General features: G+C 52.7%; 19 protein-coding genes. 15 read left to right on the forward strand and 4 right to left on the reverse strand.

Annotated elements, in window-relative coordinates; translation table 11 throughout:
- The first annotated feature begins 60 nt into the window (after positions 1-60).
- The 6 genes from glgB (at position 61) to cls (ending at position 7620) form a co-directional block, all read left to right on the forward strand.
- A complete protein-coding gene (glgB, locus tag PUT07_RS11790; protein ID WP_274468190.1) occupies positions 61-2070 on the forward strand; it encodes a 1,4-alpha-glucan branching protein GlgB in 2010 nt (669 codons plus the stop codon).
- Positions 2013-3161, forward strand: a complete 1149-nt coding sequence (locus PUT07_RS11795; protein ID WP_274468192.1) for a glucose-1-phosphate adenylyltransferase — start codon at positions 2013-2015, stop codon at positions 3159-3161. The genes glgB and PUT07_RS11795 overlap by 58 nt, the downstream gene beginning before the upstream one ends.
- 6 nt (positions 3162-3167) lie before the next feature.
- Entirely contained in the window at positions 3168-4277 is a 1110-nt protein-coding gene (glgD, locus tag PUT07_RS11800; protein WP_274468193.1) for a glucose-1-phosphate adenylyltransferase subunit GlgD, read from the forward strand.
- A 79-nt stretch (positions 4278-4356) separates the two neighbouring features.
- Complete coding sequence (gene glgA / locus PUT07_RS11805; RefSeq protein WP_274468195.1) at positions 4357-5784, forward strand: glycogen synthase GlgA; 1428 nt, start codon at positions 4357-4359, stop codon at positions 5782-5784.
- Positions 5785-5860: 76 nt separating this feature from the next.
- On the forward strand, positions 5861-6055 hold the full coding sequence (locus tag PUT07_RS11810) for a hypothetical protein (RefSeq protein ID WP_274468196.1): 195 nt from the start codon (positions 5861-5863) through the stop codon (positions 6053-6055).
- A 110-nt stretch (positions 6056-6165) separates the two neighbouring features.
- Positions 6166-7620: a cardiolipin synthase gene (gene cls, locus PUT07_RS11815; protein WP_274468197.1), complete on the forward strand. Its 1455-nt coding sequence runs from the start codon at positions 6166-6168 to the stop codon at positions 7618-7620.
- Positions 7621-7697: 77 nt separating this feature from the next.
- On the opposite strand, the gene PUT07_RS11820 is transcribed toward cls, so the two are convergent.
- Positions 7698-8126, reverse strand: a complete 429-nt coding sequence (locus PUT07_RS11820; RefSeq protein ID WP_274468198.1) for a VOC family protein — start codon at positions 8124-8126, stop codon at positions 7698-7700.
- A 112-nt stretch (positions 8127-8238) separates the two neighbouring features.
- On the reverse strand, positions 8239-9450 hold the full coding sequence (locus PUT07_RS11825) for a helix-turn-helix transcriptional regulator (RefSeq protein ID WP_274468199.1): 1212 nt from the start codon (positions 9448-9450) through the stop codon (positions 8239-8241).
- Between the two features lie 122 nt (positions 9451-9572).
- On the opposite strand from PUT07_RS11825, the gene uidA reads away from it, so the two are divergent.
- The gene (uidA, locus tag PUT07_RS11830; RefSeq protein WP_274468200.1) at positions 9573-11384 is read left to right on the forward strand and encodes a beta-glucuronidase; all 1812 of its coding nucleotides are present in this window, start codon (positions 9573-9575) and stop codon (positions 11382-11384) included.
- A gap of 1387 nt (positions 11385-12771) precedes the next feature.
- Here the strand turns inward: uidA and PUT07_RS11835 are convergent.
- Positions 12772-13347 carry a hypothetical protein gene (locus tag PUT07_RS11835; RefSeq protein WP_274468201.1) on the reverse strand — a complete coding sequence of 192 codons (576 nt, stop codon included), beginning with the start codon at positions 13345-13347 and terminating at the stop codon, positions 12772-12774.
- A 224-nt stretch (positions 13348-13571) separates the two neighbouring features.
- On the opposite strand from PUT07_RS11835, the gene PUT07_RS11840 reads away from it, so the two are divergent.
- From PUT07_RS11840 to PUT07_RS35425, 8 genes are all read left to right on the forward strand, one after another.
- Positions 13572-15749, forward strand: coding sequence for a GAF domain-containing sensor histidine kinase (locus PUT07_RS11840; RefSeq protein ID WP_274468202.1), 2178 nt, complete (start codon positions 13572-13574; stop codon positions 15747-15749).
- Between the two features lie 26 nt (positions 15750-15775).
- Positions 15776-16420 carry a response regulator transcription factor gene (locus PUT07_RS11845; protein WP_274468203.1) on the forward strand — a complete coding sequence of 215 codons (645 nt, stop codon included), beginning with the start codon at positions 15776-15778 and terminating at the stop codon, positions 16418-16420.
- A 116-nt stretch (positions 16421-16536) separates the two neighbouring features.
- Positions 16537-17403, forward strand: a complete 867-nt coding sequence (locus PUT07_RS11850) for an AraC family transcriptional regulator (protein ID WP_274468204.1) — start codon at positions 16537-16539, stop codon at positions 17401-17403.
- Between the two features lie 202 nt (positions 17404-17605).
- Complete coding sequence (locus tag PUT07_RS11855) at positions 17606-18580, forward strand: Gfo/Idh/MocA family protein (RefSeq protein WP_274468205.1); 975 nt, start codon at positions 17606-17608, stop codon at positions 18578-18580.
- Between the two features lie 42 nt (positions 18581-18622).
- A complete protein-coding gene (locus tag PUT07_RS11860; protein ID WP_274468206.1) occupies positions 18623-19651 on the forward strand; it encodes a Gfo/Idh/MocA family protein in 1029 nt (342 codons plus the stop codon).
- A 66-nt stretch (positions 19652-19717) separates the two neighbouring features.
- Complete coding sequence (locus PUT07_RS11865) at positions 19718-20926, forward strand: N-acetylglucosamine-6-phosphate deacetylase (RefSeq protein WP_274468207.1); 1209 nt, start codon at positions 19718-19720, stop codon at positions 20924-20926.
- Positions 20927-20940: 14 nt separating this feature from the next.
- Positions 20941-21849 carry a Gfo/Idh/MocA family protein gene (locus PUT07_RS11870; RefSeq protein ID WP_274468209.1) on the forward strand — a complete coding sequence of 303 codons (909 nt, stop codon included), beginning with the start codon at positions 20941-20943 and terminating at the stop codon, positions 21847-21849.
- Positions 21850-21900: 51 nt separating this feature from the next.
- Positions 21901-23514: a TIM barrel protein gene (locus PUT07_RS35425; RefSeq protein ID WP_310189949.1), complete on the forward strand. Its 1614-nt coding sequence runs from the start codon at positions 21901-21903 to the stop codon at positions 23512-23514.
- Positions 23515-23579: 65 nt separating this feature from the next.
- Here PUT07_RS35425 and PUT07_RS11885 read toward each other — a convergent pair whose 3' ends face one another.
- On the reverse strand, positions 23580-24800 hold the full coding sequence (locus PUT07_RS11885) for a BNR-4 repeat-containing protein (protein WP_274468210.1): 1221 nt from the start codon (positions 24798-24800) through the stop codon (positions 23580-23582).
- Positions 24801-24822 lie beyond the last annotated feature (22 nt).

Below are 24822 nucleotides of genomic sequence, written 5' to 3' on the forward strand. Positions count from 1 at the left end.
TATGTAATTATTTATTACATCCATATATTGATTGTTTAGGTTGAATATGGGAGGGATTACATGGGGGTTAATGTTGGTACACCCAGCTCAGAAGATTTGTTTCTGCTTCATGAAGGATCCCTGTATCACAGTTATCGGATTATGGGGGCGCATGTTAGCAAAGCTAAGGGCCAGGAGGGCGTTCGATTCGCTGTATGGGCACCTCATGCCAAACAGGTATATTTGCTCGGTGATTTCAATCAATGGCAATCGGGTAAGCATCGCATGGAGAAATTCAGCACGCTTGGCGTATGGATGCTTTTTGTTCCTGAGGCAAGCGAAGGGGACTATTACAAGTTCGAGATTCATAGCGAAACCGGCCAAATTTTGTTGAAAGCCGACCCCTACGCCTTCTATTCCGAAGTTCGTCCAGGCACGGCCTCGCGAGTCGCCGATCTCCATGGCTATGAATGGCAGGATCAAGCATGGCAGCAGCAGAAAAAGCTGAATCCGTCTTATGATAAGCCTCTGTCCATTTATGAGGTGCATCTCGGTACTTGGCGTAAAAAAGATAAGAAAAGCGAAGAATTATATACTTATGAGCAGCTGACGGAGGAGCTTGTCGACTACGCAGTTGAAATGGGTTATACACATATTGAAGTCATGCCGCTCGCCGAGCACCCGTTCGACCGCTCTTGGGGCTACCAGGCAACCGGGTATTATTCGGTGACGAGCCGGCACGGTTCGCCTAAAGCGTTCATGCAGTTCGTCGACCGCTGCCATCAGAAGGGGATCGGGGTCATTATGGACTGGGTGCCCGGCCATTTCTGCAAGGATGCCCACGGGCTCAGGCAGTTCGATGGAAAGCCGCTGTATGAATACGAAGATCCCCGCAAAGCGGAGAAGCTGGAGTGGGGGACGCTCACGTTCGATTTCGGCAGGCCGGAGGTGCAGAGCTTTCTCATCTCCAACGCGATCTTCTGGATGGATATGTACCATATCGACGGAATACGGGTGGACGCGGTCGCTTCCATGCTGCATCTGAATTTCGGAAGATGGAACGAGAAGCCTCTGAAGAATCAATGGGGCGGTGACGACAACCCTGAAGCGATCGCTTTCCTGAGAAAGCTGAATCAGGTCGTCTTCTCGTACTACCCGGAAGCGTTAATGATGGCGGAGGATTCGACCGACTGGCCGCTCGTGACGGCTCCCGTGCATGACGGCGGATTAGGGTTTAACTATAAGTGGAACATGGGCTGGATGAACGATATGCTTCGCTATATGAAGCTGGATCCGGTTTACCGCAAATATCACCATAAGCTGATTACGTTCTCTTTCATGTACGCGTTCAGCGAAAATTATGTGCTGCCGTTCTCCCACGATGAGGTCGTACACGGCAAACGCTCCCTGCTGCATAAGATGCCGGGTGATTATTGGCAGAAATTCGCCAACCTTCGCGTATTATATGGATATATGACGGGGCACCCTGGGAAGAAGCTGCTGTTCATGGGCAGTGAATTCGGTCAATTCGACGAATGGAAGGACCAGGAAGAGCTGGATTGGTTCCTGCTCCGGGGTTATGAGAAGCATGAGCAGATGCATCATTACGTGAAGAAGCTCAATCAATTCTATAAGGACCAGCCGGCCTTATGGCAGAAGGATCATCACCCGGACGGATTCCAATGGATCAATCCGCATGACGAGAGCCAGAGTGTCGTAACCTTCATGCGCAAAGGCGATTCGTCTGAGGACGATTTGATTCTCGTCTGCAATTTCACGCCGGTGGTCCATCCGGACTATAAGATCGGCGTTCCGCACAACGGGATCTATGAAGTTGTTTTCAATAGCGATGCAGTCGAATTCGGAGGATCCGGTCAAGGGAACAAACTGCCGATTACGAGTGTCAAACATACGTGGCATGGCCTGCCTTACAGCTTATCGTTGTGTATTCCGCCGCTTGCGGCTGTGTATATAAAATGTGTTCAGCAATTCCAAGATGAGAATGACGACGAAGTTGAAGGGGGAAATCAGAGATGCGCAGTAAAGAATGTGTTGCCATGCTCCTCGCTGGTGGAGAAGGACGAAGATTAGGCGTACTGACGAACAATTTGGCGAAGCCAGCCGTACACTTTGGCGGTAAATACCGTATCATTGATTTCACCCTAAGCAATTGCACGAATTCGGGTATCGATACTGTAGGTGTCTTGACCCAATATCAACCACTTGTGCTCAACACGTATATAGGCATCGGCAGTTCATGGGATTTGGACCGCAAGAACGGCGGTGTCACCGTATTGCCTCCGTTCATGGAACAAAAGGGCGGAGACTGGTATAAAGGTACAGCCAATGCGATTTATCGCAATATCGGCTTCATCGAGCAGTATGACCCGGAGTATGTACTGATCATCTCGGGTGATCACATATATAAGATGGATTACGACAAGATGCTGTCGTATCACAAAGAGAAGAATGCGGATGCGTCGATCGCCGTCATTGAAGTGAAATGGGAAGAAACGAGCCGTTTCGGCATCATGAGTGTCAATGACAATCAGGAAATTACCGAATTTGCCGAGAAACCAAAAGAAGCGAACAGCAATCTGGCTTCGATGGGTATTTATATTTTCAACTGGAGCGTGCTCAAAGCGTATTTGATCGCCGATGAGGAAAATCCGAATTCCAGTAAAGATTTCGGGAAAGATATCATCCCGATGATGCTGCAGAACGAAGCAAGAATGTTCGCATATCCGTTCGAAGGCTACTGGAAGGATGTCGGTACGATCGATTCTTTATGGGAAGCGAATATGGATCTGCTGGATGAGAATAATGAGCTTAATCTGAATGACAAAGATTGGCGCGTATACTCCCAGAATCCGTATCAGCCTGCACAATATGTAGCGCCAACGGCTAACATCAAGCGTTCGTTGGTGAACGAAGGCTGTGCAATTTTTGGCGATGTCGATCATTCGGTTCTGTTCTTCGGCGTTCAAGTAGGGGAAGGCACGCAGATTCGCGACTCCGTCATTATGCCTAATGCCAAAATTGGAAATAACGTGATCATTAACAAAGCGATTATCGGGGAGAACACCGTCGTGGAAGACGGCGCCGTTGTCGATGGAAACGGGGAAATTACACTAATAGGCGGCAACGAACGAGTACTCGCGACTGCCAAACAGAAGGGATGATCACAGATGAAGCATGTAATGGGTGTCATTAATTTAGTGAACGAACCGGATGATCTGGAGGAGTTAACGTATTTCCGCTGCCCAGCATCCGTGCCGTTCGGCGGGCGCTACCGGTTAATCGATTTTACATTGTCGAACATGGTCAATTCCGGCATCGATAACGTCGCCGTGTTTACCCAGCACAAATATCGTTCCTTGATGGATCATCTGGGATCCGGCAAAGAGTGGGATCTCGATCGCAAGCGAGGCGGGCTGTTCGTACTCCCTTCTGTACTGGATGAGCCGACAGGCGTTTCACGCGGCGATCTGTACCAATTCTACAGCCACCGGGACTATTTCTATCGCGGCAAAGAAGAGCTCGTAATTATTTCCCGCAGCCATATGGTATGCAACCTCGATCTGCGCGACGTCGTTCGCCATCACGAGGATACGCAAGCGGACATTACCGTCATTTACAAACAAACGGATGAGGATATCCAGGGCAAATTCCGCCGTCTGGCGGTCAAAGAGAACGGACAAGTAACTTTGATGGAAGATCATACCGGCAGGCTGCGGACGAACAACATTTCCATGGAAATGTACGTGATGAGCAAAGCGCTGCTGCTCGATATGGTGGAATCATGCTTGGCGCAAGGCTACGATCATCTCGTGCGTGACGGCATTATGAAAAATATCGATAAGCTCAGCGTTTACGGCTATAAGTTTGAGGGCCATGTCGGTATCGTGAACTCCATTCAAGGCTATTACAAACATAGCATGCAGCTGCTAAATCCGGCGATCTGGCGGGAATTGTTCTTCCAGAAGAACCTGATTTACACCAAAATCAAGGATGAGCCGCCGGCCAAATATTTGGAGTCCGCTTCTACCAAAAATGCGCTGATCGCAAACGGCTGCACCATCGAAGGCAAGGTGGAGAACAGCATTTTGTTCCGCGGTGTGAAAATTCGCAAAGGCGCTTATGTGAAAAATAGTATCATTCTCCAAAACTGCGAAATTGAGGAGAATGTCATCATCGAGAACGCGATTCTCGATAAGGATGTCTTCATCTCCCGCGGGCGGGTGCTGACCGGCGATAACAAAGCGCCGTTTATCGCTGCCAAAACGAAAGTTATTTAATACTCATAATCGAAACCAAAGCCGAGAAAAGCCTGCCTTCCATAGGCGGCTTTTCGACTATTATCCGAGGAGTGGAAAGATGAAAGTATTGTTTGCCGCTTCAGAAGCTGTGCCTTTCATTAAAACAGGCGGATTGGCCGATGTGATCGGTTCGCTGCCGAAGGAGCTCGTAGGACAGGAGTTGGACGTTCGCGTTATTTTGCCCAAATACGGCGACATCCCCGCGAAATACCGCGATGCCATGAAGACTGTCGTTACACATGATATCTATATCGGCTGGAGAAAGCAGTATATCGGTATTCAGATGCTGCAGCAGGACGGGGTCACGTTTTATTTCGTCGATAACGAATTCTACTTCAAGCGCCCGGGTATTTACGGCTATGGGGACGAAGCGGAGCGCTTCGGCTTCTTCTGCAAAGGGGTCATCGAGACGCTGCCGCTGATCGATTTCCAACCGGATGTCATTCACTGCCACGATTGGCAGACGGGGATGATCCCTGTGCTGCTGAAGGCTCACTATAAGCATCTTCCGTTTTTTAGCCAGATCAAAACCGTGATGACCGTACATAATCTGAAATACCAAGGCGTCTTCAGCCAAGATCTGTTTAAAGAGCTGTTCGGCTTATCGGATGACCATTTTACGGGAACGGCGCTTGAGCTGCATGGCGGTGCCAGCTTTCTCAAAGGCGGTCTCCTCTATTCGGACCGGTTAACGACCGTGAGCCAAACCTACGCCGAGGAAATCCAAACGCCGTACTACGGCGAATATTTGGACAGCCTGCTGCGTCACCGGAGAGACCAGCTGACTGGCATTGTCAACGGGATCGATTACGATATCTTCGATCCGATGACCGATCCGCATCTGGCCGTCAATTACCGGGATTCGCTGCCGAAGAAGGAAATGAACAAGACGGCGCTGCAGGAGCGGCTCGGCTTGCCGATGAAGCCGGATGTGCCCATGATCGCTTTGGTCACGCGATTGGTGCAGCAGAAGGGGTTAGACCTCATTCAGCACGTTCTTAAGGAAATACTTCAGCTGGACATTCAACTTGTTGTGCTAGGGACGGGCGAGCACGGATATGAGCAAATGTTCCGCGACGCCGCTCTAAACAATCCGGACAAGGTATCGGCTCAAATTATGTTCGATGAGGCCTTGGCGCATCAGATCTACGCGGCTTCGGATCTGTTCTTGATGCCTTCCCAATTCGAGCCTTGCGGCATCGGCCAGCTCATTGCCCTCCGGTACCGCTCCGTGCCGATCGTACGGGAAACCGGCGGCCTTAAGGATACCGTACAGCCTTACAACGAGTTCACGGGAGAGGGAACCGGCTTCTCCTTCCGGGATTACAATGCGCACGATATGCTGCATACGATCCGGCGTGCGGTCTTCTTCTACAAGAACGACCGTGATGCTTGGTTGAAAATTGCACAGAACATGAAAAAGGGCGATTTCAGCTGGAAAAAATCCGCGCAATTGTATATCTCGCTGTATAGGGAAATGGTCTGATTCTCTTCATTTTTCACCGGCTGTTGACGATAAAATAATGTCAGGTGAAATTCGGCAGGGGAGGCAGCAGTGCAGCATGAACCCGACAAACGTGATCTTAACGGATGCGGATATGTATCTGTGCATGCTCTTTCAAACACCGGTTGAGGTGTGGTTTGACGATGAAATGGAAGACGCGGGGACTTGTATAGAAGCGTATTCGGAAGACGTCATTAAAGTAGGCGGCGTGTACTATCTGAGAAAGCTTTGTCTTATTAAAAAAGCGGCATAGCCTAAGCATAAACCTCTTATTCGGCATATGAATAAGAGGTTTTTTCGAATTTTGCCGAAATAAGGTATAATATTCCTGATCCGCTGACATCAAAGGTTGGGAGTGGCGCTATGGATTTGTTCTCACATGCATTAACGGTCTTATTTATCATTAATATTTTGCTTGCTCTTACGGTTGTATTCCTGGAACGCCGGAACGTGGCCGCGACATGGTCTTGGCTGATGGTCCTGTTATTCATACCGATTCTGGGTTTCTTGCTTTATGTCATTTTCGGGCAAAATTTGAGCCGCCGCAAGCTCTACAAGTGGAACAAACGCATGCTGGAGCGCGTTCAGAAGCTTATCTCCGAGCAGCGGGAGTCGCTGATGAACGGTACAATGACTTATCTGGATCCGATGGTCGAACAATACCGGGACTTGATTTATTTGAATGTCGCCTCCAACAATGCCTTTATCACACAGGATAACAATGTCCATATTTTTACGGACGGGATCACGAAATTCAACGATCTGCTGATGCACATCGAAGCGGCGCAGCATCACATTCATATGCAGTATTATATTGTGAAAAATGATTCGCTCGGGCAAAGAGTGATGCAAGCGCTGACGAAGAAAGCGCGCGAAGGCGTGACTGTCAGATTGCTGTACGACGATATCGGTTCGCGCTCGCTCAAAGATTCGTTCTTTCGCGAGTTCCTTCAAGCCGGCGGACAGAGAGCCGCCTTCTTCCCTTCGCGGATTCCGTATTTGAACTACCGGGTCAACTACCGCAACCATCGGAAGCTGGTGGTCATTGACGGGAAGATCGGCTATATCGGCGGCTTCAATGTGGGTAATGAGTATCTCGGGATGGATCCCCGATTCGGCTTCTGGCGCGATACCCATCTCCGTTTGACGGGAAGCGTCGTTCGCGCCTTGCAATCCCGGTTCTTCCTTGATTGGAATTTGGCCGCTGCGACTCCGGTAGAAACGGAGATGCCGTATTTTCCGGCGCTCGAGCATGCCGATGGAGCGGAGCGGGTGCCGATGCAAATCGTGGCGAGCGGTCCGAACGAAGCTTGGCCGCACTTCGTCTATACGTTTCTCAAAATGATCCATATGGCGAAGAGCCGGATCCTGCTGCAAACGCCGTACTTCATTCCCGAAGAAAGCATGCTGAATGCGCTGCGGATCGCGGCCTTATCCGGCGTCGACGTGCGGATCATGATTCCTCAGAAAGCGGATCATCTGTTTGTTCATTGGGCGTCGTTATATTATGTCGGGGAGCTGCTGCAGGCCGGGGTCAAATGTTACCTGTACGATTACGGATTCCTGCATGCCAAAACAATTGTCGTGGACGGCAAAGTCGCATCGGTCGGCACCGCGAACTTCGACATCCGCTCCTTGCGGCTTAATTTCGAGACGAATGCGCTGATGTACCATGAACCGACGGCGAAGCGGCTGGAGAATACGTTCTGGAAAGACATGGAAGGATGCATGGAATTGACGCTGGAGGAATATGAAAAGCGCTCTCTGCGAATCCGGTTCCTGGAATCCGTCTCGAAATTAATATCCCCCATTTTGTAAGCGTAAAAAAGATCACGTGATCTCTCCTGCGAAGGGAAAGAGCGTGATCTTCTTTTATTCATGGATTCGATTGAGTTTTAATAGACCGTTTCGCCGTTGTCGTAATTGAATTGCCAGTGAATGCCGAATTTGTCTTCCAGACTGCCGTAGGCTTTGCTCCAGAACGTTTCTTGCAGTTCCATTACGATTTTGCCGCCTACTTTGAGCTTGTCGAAGGCCGAATGAATTTCTTCCAGATTCGTACTGATGAGTGAGATGGAAATGTTGTTTCCTGCAACGAAAGGCATGCCTGGGAATACGTCCGAGAACATGACATTGCTGCCGCTAATGGTGAGTCTCGCGTGCATGACCAGGGACTTGGCTTCTTCCGGGAGCGGGTAATTCGGATCGGAAGGCGTATCGCCAAAAGTCATTATTTTCGGCGTTTCACAGCCGAATACTTCCGCGTAATATTCCACCGCTTCACGACAATTTCCGTTGAAATTCAAGTAAAAATCTAAAGACAAACCAATCACTCCTCGTCAATTGATCATTCACAATTACTTCCATATTGTATCATTTTGCTTGTCCATTATTCAATTTATGAAATATGAATTTATCGTATCGTGGCGTCAATGGTCAGCTTTTCTGAAATTCGGAAGGGGTCATGCCGGCCAGCTTCTTGAAAACTCTCGCGAAATAGCCGGCATCGTCAAATCCGACCTTCTCGGCAACCGCCTTGACCGGTATGCCGCCCTGTTTCAACAAATATTTGGCCTCCTTGATGCGGACATGCTGCTGAAAATCCGTAATCGTTGATCCCGTTTCCTTCTTGAACTGCCGTGATAGATGTGCCGGATGCACGCGGCAAGCATCGGCCAGCTCTTCCAAATTCAGCAGCTTGTTAGAGTGGAGCGATACGTATTGGACGGCTTTCCGGATTAAAGGTGAGAACCCATTGACCGCTTGGGAGCGGACCAGCGAACAATAGTCGTTGAACATGGACGTCATCAGTTTATTCAGTGATTCGATCGTATCGGACCGCTCGATTCGTTTGGCGAATTTCTCTGAAATTTGGTGCAGATAGAAGGGCTGGACGCCGGCGTTTCTCGCTGCAATGCGCAGCAAGGTATTCAAAATGATAATCGCATTCCGCAGAGCTCTTACGGGCTGGTTCGGAAACCTATCGGAGAAGTCGTACAGGTTTCTCATCTTCGCCCGGACTTGCTGCAGCTGTTCCGCATCGCCATGCTGTACGGCACGCATCATCTCTTGTTCGATTTGGTAGCGCAGATCGATGAGATCGATGTACTCCTCATCGGGCTGCAGCAGCAGCTGGTGTTCCTGCAGAGCCGCCTCTGGATGCTGTTCCGGCGCCAGTTCTTGAATCCGGGCTTGAGCGAAGGAGTCCAAGTTGGCCAAGATGTTAGCCAGGCTCTGCACTTTGGCCAAGCTGATTAATTTTAACCCTCGGTAGAACGCTTCGAGCTCAATACGCTTCGGCTGATCCATTCGATAGGTCGCATGCAGCTGGTTGACATCCGGAACCTGCAATAAGAATGGGCCGACAACGAGACATATCGCCGGCTCTCCCTCCTGATGCAGCGCCTTGGCCAAATAAGTTAATCCCCATTCATTCGTCAGCTTGCAGACGGTGTCGGACTGTTTGGCCGCCTGCGCACCGAGAGAGCGAAGATTCGCCAGCTGCCCTTCCTTCAAGAAATCCGGCAGATGATCATGCTCGTGTTGGAGCGATGCGGCTCCGTGATGATTGAGAATGACCGTATTGATATCGGTCAAATGAAAAATGGACATGGAGATGGCGGAAAGGTGGAGAGGCTGCATAAGCATAATAATTTCTCCTTGGTGTTAATATTGTCCTAATAACGCTAACTGACTTCTATTTTTATTCATTGAATCTCAGTATAATCTTATTTGTTGGGGTTGAAAACGAGAAAAAGGAGAAATGACCGATGTTATATCCAATTGTAACGGAGTCAAGGGGCGTTATTGATCTAAACGGCATTTGGAAGTTTAAACTGGATTTTGGAAAGGGCTTTCAAGAAGCATGGCACGATTCGCCTCTGAAGGACACGATATCTATGGCTGTGCCTGCTTCCTTCAATGATGTCGGCGTGACGGCGGACATACGCAATCATGTCGGCTGGGTCTGGTATGAGCGAGACTTCGCGGTGCAGAACCTGCTGTTCTCGGAACGCATCGTCCTTCGGTTCGGCTCCGCAACGCATAAAGCCCGTGTCTATGTGAACGGGAACCTTGTGGTCGAGCATACAGGGGGGTTCACGCCTTTCGAAGCGGAGATTCATTCGTATTTGAATTCGGGATATAACCGGTTAACGGTTGCTGTTAACAATATCGTGGATGAATCGACGCTGCCTGTCGGGCACTATAGCGAGCAAGAGCTTCCGGGACGCGGCCGGGTCGCCAAGAACAGCCCGAATTTCGATTTCTTTAACTACGCGGGCATTCATAGGCCTGTCAAAATATATACGACACCGCACACGTACTTAAAAGACGTGACGATCGTGACGGGCTTGAACGCGCAGGCGGGCATTGTCCATTATTCGGCGGAAATTGTCGGCGAGGCGGAACTTAAGGCGATGATCCTCGACCAAGACGGTCAAGCCGTTGGGGAAGCCAGCGGTGCCGAGGGGACGATTGAAGTGGCGAACGCGCAGCTCTGGCAGCCGTTGAACGCGTACTTGTACACTTTGAAGATAGAACTTATCCAAGGCGGTCAAGTGGTTGATGTTTATCGGCAGCCTTTCGGCATTCGAACCGTAGAGGTCAAGGACGGCAAATTTCTCATTAACGATCAACCCTTCTATTTCAAAGGCTTCGGTAAGCACGAGGACACGCCGATTCATGGAAGAGGCTTCGACGAGGCGGCGAACGTGCTCGACTTCCGATTAATGAAGTGGATTGGCGCCAATTCGTTCCGGACGGCGCATTATCCATACTCGGAAGAATTGATGCGGTTGGCTGACCAAGAAGGGCTCGTCGTTATTGACGAAACGCCGGCAGTTGGGCTGCATCTGAACTTCATGGGAATGTTCGGGGGCGGAACGAAGCGCAAAACGTGGGAAGAACTGACAACGCATGAGCCTCATCGGCAAGTGATTCGCGAGCTGATCGCCCGAGATAAGAACCACGCCTGCGTCGTGATGTGGTCCATCGCCAACGAGCCTGCTTCCGAGGAGGAGGGGGCGGATGTTTACTTTAAGCCGCTGGTCGAGCTGGCCAAGGAGCTTGATCCTCAGCGGCGCCCGGTGACCATTGTGACTCATCTGATGTCTACTCCGGAAACGTGCAAAGTAGCGGAGATGGTCGATGTGCTGGCGCTTAACCGCTACTATGGCTGGTACGTGCAAAGCGGTGATCTGGAGGCTGCCAAACATAAGCTTCGCGCTGAATTAACCGGCTGGGGCAAGCGCTGTCCAGGCAAACCGGTCATGATGACCGAATATGGCGCCGACACCGTTGCGGGCTTCCACGATGTGGACCCTGTGATGTTCACCGAAGAGTTCCAGACTGCCTACTTGCAGGCGAATCATGAGGTTTTCGATGAATTCGCCAGCTTTGTTGGCGAGCAGGTGTGGAATTTTGCCGATTTCAATACGAGCCAAGGGGTTATTCGTGTGCAAGGGAATAAGAAAGGCATATTCACGCGGGATCGCAAGCCGAAATATGCGGCACATGAATTGCGGAAAAGATGGCAGTCTATCCCTGATTTCGGGTACAAAAATAGCCCAATGGAGAGATAAGCCAAATCTAACGGACACCAGAGCCGTTAAATGCGTGACAAGCGCGGTTGTAGAAATCTAACGGACACCAGAGACTCAATTTGCCGGAATCGGTGCGAAATCGCACGGATTTCGGTCGAATAGCGGTACGTGTGTCCGTTAGATTTCTATTTCGGCCGAAAATGGCCGAATAAGAGCTCCTGTGTCCGTTAGCCGTCAGCCGGCTTGACGGACCGGATGTGGAGCTTGCGGCGCAAGCTCTCCCGGCGTCGGCGACAGGAGGCTGAGGCAGCAATCGAGGACACCACATCCGTTAAGTGCGTGCATGCACGAGCGTACACCCGAGACCTTATTTTCCGGAATAGGTGTCAAGTTATTTCGCACGAATCTCTGATGTCTCGTCAACGCGCCCGACTAGTCTAACTACTCCAAGTAATCAGCAATTACCTGCCACACGAACACTCAATAACATTGAACGCACGCATCATTTACATCAACCACTGTTCGGAGCCGGAAGTTCATTATTGCTCCGATAGCGGCTGTTCCTGCTGGCGAATAGCGGGATATTCTCCCGCTAATATCTTCATGGTTACTCCTTCTAGCTGCATAACTGGAAACTTTCACGTTATTTCAGTTGGAGATTCCTGTTTACAGGGGCATGGCGGCTCATTAACGGTAGATATTCCTGTAATTCCGTTATAACTGCTCATTTCGGTAAAATTAACAGGATGAATTCCTGTTAGCGGACATGACATCCCACACCACTCGCTACGTTACATAAACGCGCCCACTAATCTAGCTACGCCAAGTAATCAGCAATTACCTGCCACACGAACTCTCAATAACATTGAACGCACGCATCATTTACATCAACCACTGCACCTGTTATATCTTCGAATCCCGCTTTCTTGCTGCCGTAAACTGGGGATTGCGAAATCGACGGATTCCGGGCAAATAGCGGCACGTGTGTCCGTTAGCTCGACGACCGGCGGCGGCCCAAGCCGCGCCCAAGCTCTCTGGCGGCGCTGGCAGGCCGCCGAGGCAGCAATCGCGCTTCGCGAAATCTAACGGACACCACAGCCGTTAAATGTATCTCAAGCGCGAGCGAAAAAATCTAACGGACACCAGAGACCCTATTTGCCGGAACCGGTGCGAAATCGCACGGATTTCGGGCAAATAGCGGTACGTGTGTCCGTTAGATCAACAATTCGGCCGAAAACAGCCGAAAAACAGCTCCTGTGTCCGTTAGCCCGCGCCGATCGGGCTGAACGGACCGAACCAGAGCTAGCAGCGCAAGCTCTGCTCTCCTGCGGTGTCGCCCAAGCTGCGCCGCAAGCTCTGCTCTCCTGCAGTGTCGCCCATGCTGCGCCGAAAGCTCTCCCGCCAGCCGCCCCCGAGCCGCACCTCCTTATGCCGAATAGCTGTTCGACGAAAGCGTCTTCGAATGGCGAAGCTTTTTCGCCATAATGCAGTACCCCATGCCGACGTAAGTCAGGCCCCAGAAGAAGGCGAAATATTTGTTATCCTCAATAGGCAGGAACATGGATAAGATCATCAGAAGAATCAGTGCGGGGATCCAACGAGGAAACACTTTGGCCATGTAAGTCACAACCATAAACACGAGCGTGCCGCCCATAAAGCCGATCATCCCGAACATCCGCGTGATATTGACCAGCAACCCCTCCGGTTGAACGGCGTTAGCGCCGCCTGCGGCAAATTGGGACCAGAGCATGGCCGTTGTCAAAATATTGCCCACGATGATTGCAAGAATCGTAATCATGCCGATGACGCCTGTTTCTCTGGATTGAACCATGTAAAGTACGATGGACCCCACCGACATCAGTACGCATGCGATTAAGCCTGTAGTCAGTTCTTGCGTGCTGTCCGTCCCCCAAATCAGCGACGCCGGCGTCATCCCCATGCGGAATACACCTGCCAGTATACAAATAACCCCAAACCATTTGACCAATAACCCTTCATTCATTGTTAATCATCCTCCAAATCTGTTTGTGTGCTGCTCATGTACTTAGCATACAGGGGAGGTCATCACGGTTCCTAGAGCAGCCCATTCCTGATTTTCGGGAAGCTGTGCCAGAACCATATCGGGAACGGTCGGGAAAGCGCCGGGAATTTCGCATCAGACTGTATTCAGAGGTCCGCCAGGCAAGCTATAATAGTAAAAAGAAAGTTTAGAATGGCGGTGCCACCATGTTTACAGAGTATACGAAAGCAGGGAGTCAGGATGGGGTATCGCCCCGGCTAACCACAACTTGGAAGATCCGGACGGCTCAATGGCTGGTGCTAAGCTTCAGCGCGTTGACAGCCGTGCTGTTCATAGCAGCGATCCCAGACTATTACAATTCATTAGTAGATTCATGTATTTTGCAAGGCTGTGGAAGATTGGTCCCGGCCATGCCGGTGCCCGCGGAGGGACTAACCCTGGAGCAGTTTGCGCTCATTTTTGTGATGATCGACAGCTTGTTCACACTAGCCTTCTACGTGACATCGGCGATTATATTGTGGAAGGGCTTCCGGGAACCGATGGGCCTGCTGGCCGTTGTTGCGATGGTATCTTTCGGCACCACGTTTCCGGCGCTGGTTATGGTAGCATCGAATGATAATATGTTTACTTATTATTGGTTTCTATTCGTATCCATGATAAGCTGGGCATCTTTGTCCTTGTTTTTATTGCTTTTTCCGGACGGCAGGTTCGTGCCCAAATGGACGCGGTATGTTTTTGTCATGATTATGATTGTGAACAGCATCTCGCTCTTATATCAAGGGAACATGTGGGAGACGTTTCATATCCCCGCGGTCATTCAGTTTCTGTGGTATGGATCCTCCACGCTGATTTTGATTTATTCGCAGGTTTACCGGTTTCGCCATGTGGCGTCAGCGGCTGAAAGACAGCAAACCAAATGGGTCGTCTACGGGGCGTCGGTCGGAATTGTCGGGTTTATCGGCATGAGCGCTTTTTTTAACCCGAATATGAATGATGGATCCGCCATGACGTATGTGTATTTAAATGCATTTCTGAACTTGTCATTGACGGCCATTCCTATCACCCTGATGTTGGCTGTGTTACGGCAAAGGTTATGGAATATCGATCCGCTCGTGAATCGAACGCTCGTATACGGATCCCTGTCGGTATGTGTTGTGCTCATCTATACGTTGACGGTTCTTTATTTGGGACAGCTCTTCCAAACGGGCAAGGATTATATAGTCTCCTTACTGGCAACGGCCGTTGTAGCCGTAGCCTTCGCCCCTTTGAAGGAATGGCTGCAGAAACAGATCAACCGCATGATGAAAGGCCGTCACGACGATCCGTACGCCGTCCTGCTTGAGCTCGGGAATCAGCTGATTCAGCCCCAGGCGCCGGAAGCCATGCTGAACGCCGTCGTCTTCACGGTGAAGAATGCGATGCGTCTGCCCTACACAGCGATTTATGCCGGTGTCGGCGGTCAGGACACGCTCGTCGTGTCGGCCGGCGAGCCGATGCACGAGCTCCATGTTATGCCGATCATTCATCGCGGCGAGGAGTTGGGGACGCTGCAAATCGCCAGCCGTTCGTCCGGCGAGTTATTCACGTCGGAAGATAACAAATTCCTGGATGTGCTGCTGAGGCAAGCGGGACCGATCGTGGAGAATTGGCAAATGACGCAGGGCATGAAGCTGCTGGCCCAAGATTTGCAAGAGTCCAGGGAGAAGCTTGTGCTCGCGCGGGAAGAAGAAAGGCGGCAAATCCGCAAAAATCTGCACGACGATCTGGCTCCGAAGCTGGCCGCGCTCGCGCTGAATGCCGCGACGGCTCAGATCTATGTAGAGAAGCAGCCGGAGGTAGCCATCGAGATGCTGGTGGATCTGCGTAAAGTCATCCGCTCGACGGTGGACGATATTCGCACGCTAGTTCATGATTTGCGGCCGCCTACGCTCGATGAACTTGGGTTGATCGGGGCTATACAGGAACGGATCACGCTTTTGACCAAGCCCGCAGCCATGTTAGCGGGTGAAGAAGGAACAGAGCCGCTGCGCATTCAGCTGTATGCTCCGCAGCCGCTGCCCCCTCTGCCAGCCGCCGTGGAAGTAGCGGTGTACAGGATCGTGACGGAATCCTTGGTGAATGTTGTGAAGCATGCCCAAGCGACCACTTGTGCCGTGAGGCTGGAAGTGTCCGATTCCAATCAGCTGCAGGTGGAAATCGCCGATAACGGTAAGCCGTCCGGTGCTCCGCCGGCCCATGCCGCCGTTGGCGGCAAAGGCGGCATCGGACTCGTATCGATCAAGGAGCGAGCGGCCGAATTAGGCGGCCAATGTACGATAGAGCGTCCGGCGTCCGGCGGAACGAGGGTATTAGCCATTCTGCCGCTGCCAGTCAGTGAAAAATAGCCAAGATGAGGAGCAGAACAATAGCGATGAAAATAATGATTGCAGACGACCACCCGATCTTTCGCAGCGGCGTGCGGAATTTAATTAAAACGACGGACGATTTGGAAGTGGTGGGTGAAGCGGCTTCCGGGGATGAGGTGCTGCGGCTTGCGGAGCAGTGTCAGCCGGATATCATTCTAATGGATATTCGAATGCCGGGGCTGAACGGAATTGAGGCGACGCGGCTGGTCAAAGAGAAGTTCCCGCACATTCAGGTGCTCATCTTGACGATGTTTCGCGATGATCAATCCGTCTTCACGGCTATGCGCGTAGGTGCCAAAGGCTACGTGCTTAAAGATGCCGACGAATTGGAGCTGCTGCAGTCCATTCGAATCGTTGGAAATGGCGGAGCGGTATTCAGTTCGGACATTGCATCGCGCATGATGCATTTCTTCTCCTCGCCCAAAGCCCTCCAGGCAGCGGAGCATCCGGCGCTTTCCGAGCTCTCCAAGCGGGAGATGGAGATACTGGAACGGATCGCCGAAGGCGATACGAATGCACAGATCGGAGCGCGTCTGCATATTAGCGCCAAAACCGTCGCCAACAACGTGTCGATGATTTTGAACAAGCTGCAAGTCGTCGACCGTAATGAAGCAAGCCGGCTGCTGAAGGAATTTCGGGAAGGGGAATAAGGAAGGGAAGGCCAGCGATCGCTGGCTTTTTGGCATCCTGCCGAAACGTGCACAGAAAGTCGGACGTGATCCCGCCGGTTTTGTTATTTTGAATTAAGAGGGAGGTTAGCCGGATCATGCTGGAGCATTGGAATCGCGCTTTGAATTATATCGAACTTCAGTTGACGGAAGACGTTGACGTTCAAGAAGCAGCCAGATTGGCGTTATGCTCGGAGTTCCATTTTAAACGGATGTTCACTTTCCTTGCCGGGATACCGCTGGCCGAATATATTCGCCGTAGACGATTGACGCTGGCTGCCTTTGAGCTGAGCCAAAGCCAGACGAAGGTCATCGATGTTGCGATCAAGTATGGGTACAGCTCGCCGGACGCGTTTACTCGCGCGTTTCAAAGTCTGCACGGGATTACCCCGTCCGAAGCAAGGATGCATGGACAACCGCTCAAAGCCTACCCTCGAATGACATTTCAATTGACCGTTAAGGGAGGAGACGCTATGAATTACCGTTTGGAAGAGAAAGAAGCTTTTCGAATTGCCGGCATCATGCGAAGGGTACCGATTGTTTTCGAAGGGGTGAACCCTGAGATAGCCGCCATGTGGGGGAGCTTGACTGAGGAGAACATCGTTCAGCTCAAGCAGCTGTCCAACATTTCGCCGAAAGGATTAATCAGCGCATCGGTGAACTTCAGCGAGGAACGCATGCAAGAGAAGGGGGAGCTCGATCATTATATCGGCGCAGCGACAACCTCGGATGTTCCGGAGCCATGGGCGGCGATTGAAGTTCCGGCAGGCACCTGGGCCGTATTCGAAGCCGTCGGTCCTTTCCCCGAGACGCTGCAAAACGTGTGGGGCCGCATCTACAGCGAATGGTTCCCGTCATCCGGTTACGAGCAGGTCAACGGACCCGAGATTCTCTGGAACGAGCATAAAGACACGTCATCGCCGACGTTCAAGAGCGAGATCTGGATCCCGGTCGTCAAAAAATAAACGCAATGAACGAAGCCTTTGGCAGCCGGAACGGCTGTTAAAGGCTTTAGTCGGTTTTGCGAATGTTTCACTGTTTTGCGAATAATCCATAATTATGTGCATTATCCGAATTACTGCGGATTGGAATGCGCCGCAAGCGCGTCTATAGTTAGGCTTAAGTTGATCTGTACCAGCATCAACGCACAAAGGAGGGATTGCGGGCATGAAGCTGGCCGTTATTGGAGCAGGCGCAATCGGCATGAAACATTTGGAGGCAGCCGCTGCGGTTGAGGGACTGGAAGCCGTAGCGGTTGCCGAGCTTAATCCATCTCTCGCCCAGGCGGCAGCCGAGCAATTCGGCATTCGCGCTTACTCGGATTACCAGGTGATGCTGCAGCAGGAGAAGCCGGACATTGCGGTCATCGCGCTGCCGCATTTCCTGCATAAGGAGGCGGCGATCCACTGTGCGGAGCATGGCGTACATCTGCTGCTTGAGAAGCCGATGGCGTTGAATACGGCGGAGTGCGATGAAATTATAGCGGCTGCAGACCGGTATGGCGTTAAGCTGATGGTCGGCCATACCCAGCACTATTTTCCCGAGAACAGGGAGGCCAAACGGATCATCGAGAGCGGCGAACTCGGACAACTTGTGATGATTCTCGATACGCGGCATGTTCACTATTTGAGAGAAGACAGGCCGGCCTGGTTTCTGGAGAAGCGGAAATCCGGCGGAGGCATCATAACGAATCTGGGATCGCATTCCATTGATAAAATTCAATGGATGACGCAGAGCCGGGTGACCAAGGTGAGGGCTTCCGTCAGCTATCTGGATGACCGCTTCGATGTGGAGGGCAGCGGCGTCATCTGGCTGGAGACCTCTTCAGGCGTTCGGGCGACAATCGCGCAATCCGGATATCCAGGTGTGTCGCGCAATGAAACGGAGATTATCTTCACCAAGGGAATGCTCAAGCTGGAAACAGGTAAGGGGCTTGCCATCAGCCGCAACGGGGGATATGTGCAAGTGCCTTTGGAGCCGGCGGGTCAACCGCTGGCCATGCAATTGTTGGATCTCATGGAGGCAATAACAAATAATCATATACCGGATTGTTCAGGCGCCTACTCCAAGTCCGTCATCTCCGTCATAGAGAGCGTGTACGCTTCTAGTAGGACGGGAACCGAGCAGGTTGTTCGGGTGTAAACCCACCGTTCGTTATCATACCGATTCAGGAGGATGAATGAAATGGATAAAAAAGTGAGATTTGCCGTCATCGGCGCGGGCGTTATCGCTCCTTCCCATGCCAAAGCGATTGCAGGTAATTCGGAAGCCGAGCTGGTGGCCGTTGCGGACGTTGAGCCGGATAAAGCCAACAAGCTTGCCGAAGATTTCTCCATTCCTTACGTTTATCGGGATTATCAGGAACTGCTGAAGCGGGACGACATTGACGCGATTACGGTTGCCGTTCCAAGCGGCTATCATGCCGAGGTAGTCATTGCCGCAGCCGAAGCGGGCAAGCATGTATTAGTCGAGAAACCGCTCGATATTACGGCGGACAGCATGACGAGAATGATCTCCGCATGCCGCCAAGCGGATGTCAAGCTTGGCTGCGTATTCCAGCGCCGCGTAACTGAAGCGTCCATCGTCGCGAAGCAGGCGATCGAATCGGGCAAGCTTGGGAAGCTGGTGCTGGGGGACGCCTACCAGAAAAGCTACCGCAGCCCGCAGTACTACAAAAGCGCAGGCTGGCGCGGCACCTGGGCGATCGACGGCGGCGGCGCTTTGATGAATCAAGGCGTGCACGGCATTGATTTGATTCAATGGCTGATGGGCGATGTGCACTCCGTGTTTGCATACTCTTCCGCGCTTGTGCGCGAGATCGAAGTGGAGGATACGGCTGTAGCTGTCGTGAAATATAAGAGTGGAGCCTTCGGCGTCATTCAGGGAACGACGTCCGTTTATCCCGGACAAGAAACCCGTTTTGAGCTGCATGGCGAGAAAGGAACGATCATCTTTGACGATTCGGGCTTCAAGCAATGGAAGTTTGCGGATCATGAGGAAGCGATGCCTCAAGTCGTACCAAGAGTGGGCGCAAGCAGCGATCCCGCGCAAATTGCGAACGACGGCCATTTCATTCTGGTCGACGATTTGATCCAGGCGATTCGGGAGAACAGGGATCCTTTGGTATCGGGGGAAGAAGGCAGGAAGGCTGTCGACTTGATTCTCGCGATCTATGAGTCGGCGCGCACGGGGAAAGAGATTACATTGAACTAGACGGCGAGCAGGTGGAGGCTTGATCTGGCTTGATCTGGCATCGCCCGAAGGAGGACGGCTATCCATATGGATCCGATTGTTGGCAGACATTACCGTACAGGCGCTATAATCGAAGTAACCGCTTCCGAAGGCTGCCTGCAAGAAATTCAAATGGCGGACGCTTCACCATATGATTCTCAAGGGCAAGTAGAGAAGCTGCCTTGGATTGCCCCCGGGCTCGTTGATTTGCAAATCAACGGATACCTTGGCATGGACTTCAATCAATCACCGCTTGCCAAGGAAACGGTGATTGAGCTGACGTATGCGCTCTGGCGCGAAGGAGTCACTTCGTATTATCCGACCGTGATCACGAATGCGGATGGCCCGATCGAGCAAATACTCGGCGCCATATCCGAAGCTTGCCGCATCGATCCGCTGACCCGCAGCTGCATTCGCGGCATTCATCTCGAAGGGCCGTTTATTTCTCCGGAGGACGGACCGCGAGGCGCGCACGGCAAGGCGTATGTGAAAGCTCCGGACTGGGAGCTGTTTCAGCGCTGGCAGGAAGCTGCGGAAGGGCGGATTGCGATCGTTACCATGTCGCCGGAATGGCCGGAGGCGGACTTGTTCATCCGGCAGTGCGCCGCAAGCGGGGTGATCGTATCGATCGGGCATACGAATGCCTCGCCTGAGCAGATCCGCGCCGCTATTGCCGCCGGTGCGCAGATGTCCACGCACCTGGGCAACGCCGCTCATCTGATGCTGCCCCGGCATCCGAACTATATTTGGGAGCAGTTAGCCGCTGATCAGCTATGGGCCTGCATGATTGCCGACGGCTTTCATTTGCCGGAATCGGTGTTGAAAGTGTTCATGAAGGTGAAAGGCGATAAGGCGATTCTTGTCAGCGATGCCGTATATTTGAGCGGACTTCAGCCGGGCACGTACACCACGCATATTGGCGGCGAAGTCATGCTTGCTCCGAGCGGCAAGCTGCATCTGGCGGATAATCCCAACATGCTGGCCGGCTCCGCCCAAATGATGCTCTGGGGCATTCAGCATCTTGTTAAGAATGGCTTGAGCAGCTTGGCTGACGCTTGGGATATGGCGTCGGTGCGGCCATCTGCGATAGTGGGTCTGCCTGCAGCCCAGGGGCTTGAGCACGGCGCTCCGGCGGATTTCGTACTGTTCGAGTCCAAGGAGGACGGTTCATTGCGCTTGCTCAGCACTTATAAGTCGGGCAAGCCGGTTTACACCGCTGCTTCAGCTGTACCGCCAACGAATACAACGAACGAATAGAGAGGATGTTGAGCATGACTGCACAGAACGAGTTAACTATCGGTATGATCGGTTTAGATACCTCGCACTGTCTCGCCTTTGCGAAGCTGCTGAATGACCCTGCCCATGGCTATCATGTTCCAGGTGGGAAGGTAACCGCTGCGTATGCCGGCGGTTCGCCTGATTTCGAATTGAGCTGGTCGCGGCTGGCAAAGTTCACAAGCACGTTACGCGATGAGTACGGTGTCGAGCTAGTAGATTCGCCGGAGGCTGTCGCGGAACGGTCGGATGCGATCCTGCTGACGTCGGTGGACGGACGCGTGCATTTGGACCAGTTCCGCCGTATTGCCCCTTTCGGCAAGCCGGTATTCATCGACAAGCCGTTCGCCGTGACGACGGCGGATGCCCAAGAAATGGTGCGGCTGGCCGCCGAATACCGCGTGCCGCTCATGAGCGCATCCTCGCTGCGCTATGAGCAAGGGCTCGTTGACGCGCTTGCAGAGGAAGCGTCGCCGATTATCGGGGCTGACTGTTACGGCCCCATGGACATACAGCCTACGCAGCCCGGGCTGTTCTGGTATGGGATTCATGCGGCGGAGATGCTGTACCGTATACTGGGCCAAGGCTGCGTCCAGGTGACGGCCTCCACGAATGAAGACTACGAATTGGTAGTCGGCATTTGGCAGGATGGCCGAATCGGGACGATTCGCGGGAACCGCAGAGGGAACAAAACGTTCGGTGCGGTCATTCATCGCGAGAACATCACCCGGTTCGTTGACGGCAGTCTGTCTGAGAAACCTGTCTACGCGGGACTTTTGGAAGACGCCATGCGCATGTTCCAAACGGGAACTCCTGGGATCGATCCGCAGGAAACGGTCGAGATTATCCGTTTCCTGGAAGCGGCCAACGAGAGCCGGACCACCGGCAATACCGTCCTGCTGTAGCCGTATGGCCATCTGCCGGCTATAACGCAAATGTAAAGGAGCGAACAAGAGATGATAGAGGACCGACTTGGCGTCATTAGCGATGAGGTCAGCGATGATTTCATAGAAGCGCTGGACTGGATAAGAGCCGAGGGTTTAAAGTACGTGGAAATTCGCACGGTGGACGGCGTCAATGCGGCGAACCTGAATGATGAGCAGGTGGAGCGCGTTCGGACGGAAGCCGCCAAGCGCGGGTTGCGCATATCCGCATTGGCTTCTCCGTTGTTCAAATGCGCCCTCGATCCCTCCCGATCCGTCGCCTCCGGCGACCGGTTCGGGCAGGCGGAGGAGAGCGTAGAAGCGCATTTCGCCAAGCTCGAGCGGGTCATTGACATTGCCAGGAAGCTCGGCACCAGCTATATCCGCATCTTTTCATTCTGGCGGGAGAGCAATCCCGCACAATATGCGAATGAAGTCGCCGATCATCTGAAGAAGGCTGCAGCTGTCGCGGAGCGGCATGGTGTGACTCTGCTGCTGGAGAATGAAGGATCTTGCAATGGCGGCTATGCATCCGAAGTGGCATGGTTCGTTCGCGAGATCGGCTCTCCCGGTTTGAAAGCATTGTGGGACCCCGGCAATGAAGCATTAGGCGTATATTGGTCATATCCCAAGGTGTACAACGAGGTCAAAGATTTGTTGGCCCATGTTCATCTGAAGGATGCTTTCATCGACAGCATGGGCAACCCCGTCTGCGTTCCGATCGGCTCGGGTCGAGTGCCTTATCTGCGGCAAATTCTCGACCTGGAGGCTCAGGGCTATCAAGGGCTGTACGTGATCGAGACGCATTACATACCGCCAGGCGGAAGTAAAATGGACGGAACGAAGAAGTCGCTGGAAGGACTTCGAAGGCTGTTGAACCATCGAACGGTCCAAGAGGAGAGAGCGGGCCACCTCAACGTGAAAGTGTACGAGAATCGCCGGGGGATGGGGGCCGCTGCGGCGGAGGCGGCAGCGGCGAAGATCAAGGAGCTGCAGTCGCGGAAGGAGAACGTGCGGATCATCTTTGCTGCCGCCCCGTCACAGAACGAATTCCTGGCGGAGCTCGTCCAGCAGCAGGGCATCGATTGGTCGCGCATTACTGCCTTCCATATGGACGAATATATCGGATTGCCGGACGATGCGCCGCAGAAATTCAGCCGCTTCCTCACCGATCGCTTGTTCGATCTCGTTCATCCGGGTGAGGTGCATCTGATCCGAAGCGCGACGGAAATCGAGCAGGAATGCCGCCGTTACAGCGAGCTCCTCGCGGAAGCGCCGATCGATGTCATTTGCCTCGGCATAGGAGAGAACGGTCATATCGCGTTCAATGATCCGCCGGTCGCCGATTTCGCGGATGAGCGGATGATGAAGCCGGTCGAACTGGACGCGGCATGCCGGCAGCAGCAGGTCAATGACGGCTGCTTCCCGGACTTTGACGCTGTGCCTACGCATGCGCTCACCTTGACGATTCCGACGATGATGTCCGGAGCGCACTTGTTCTGCATCGTCCCGGGGCCGAACAAGCGCGATGCGGTTAGCCAGACGCTGCACGGACCTCTGGCGGTAGCTTGTCCGGCTTCCATCCTGCGGACACATCCGGACTGTACGTTGTTCACAGACCTGGATGCTTACGGTTCGGTGCAATAACAACCAAGAGGGTGTCGCTTGAGCCGTGATTACGGCTGGGCGACACCCTCTTGGCACGTTGTTAGCTACTCCGGCATGCTGCACCGCAATGAGGTTCTGTACTTCGTGTAGTGCACATACTCTCCGCTCATCCAGAAGAGCAGCGTGTGTCCGTCACGACCGCCACGGGTGAGGAACGGCCGCACTTGGTGACACGGGGAGCTGGCTGTGACGGGAGCCGAAGACCAGGTGGCGCCAAGATCCTCCGTTTGCCACCTCTCGATTTCGAAAACTCCGTTCACTTCGCGGGAGAGGAAGACAACGGACGGGTCGCCGTGATCGAGAATGATGCCGCCGGAATAATAAGGCTCCGTCTCGACGGCACCCTGCGGCGTTCGGGGAAACCAGCGTCCGGCGGCCGTCAGCTCATTCGTCACCCATCTCCCGCCAGCCCAACGGCTGTAATAATAGCGGTGATCTTCGAGGGAGTTGAATACGGCATAGACGATGACGGGATTTCCTTGCTCATCGTGCGCGATATCCCATATCCAGGCGTTACGGCCTGCCGCCTTACCGTCAAAAACGATTTCGAGTTCGGCTATTTCGAGCGGTAAATCCGCCATTTGCTTGACCAACGTAGCATCCGCACGGTAGACGGCGCCTTTCGCATAACGGGCGTAATAGATACTATTAGAAGGCTCAACGTTCGGATGTCCGTCGGTGCAAGCGAAGTGAATCGTATCCCTGCCGTTGGATGCGTAACGAATATAAGGCCGCTGCCCCTTGTCCATGATCAAGGTGCGCACCGGAGACCACGCGTTCAGCTCCAAGTCGGAGGTCACGCTGAAATTCGGCTTGAAGTTGCCTCCCCGCCAGAACAGATAGAGCTGCCTTTCAGCCGCCAGATAGACCGGGGTTGGATACGTGTAGCCGTAATGCCCGCTCGTATTCGCCGGCAGCGTCTGCTCCGCTCCGAAGGAGGATAAGTCTTCCGGTAGTTGTGTCCTGCGGTAGTACATCGAATCCCCGTTGTGCGCGGAATAGAAAATCGTGATGTGCCCAGCGTCATCGATATACAGCGAAGGATTGGCATGATCGTCCTGCTGCAGCGCCGGACGAATCAAGAACGATCGGTTAGTGCCCAGCGTATGGTCGAAACAACCGATCCACACGTCGCCGGCGCTGCTTAACCAGCCGGCGTACGTGCGTCGGTGCCGTCCCTCGTAGTAGAGGGCGCGCGGGTCGGCGAAGAAACACCAAGCTCCGTCAGAGGTGAATTCCTGAATTGAAGTTAATTGAATGGTCATCACGGATCTCCTTATCAATCAT

This window comes from Paenibacillus sp. MAHUQ-63, from assembly GCF_028765165.1.
Classification (GTDB): domain Bacteria; phylum Bacillota; class Bacilli; order Paenibacillales; family NBRC-103111; genus Paenibacillus_E.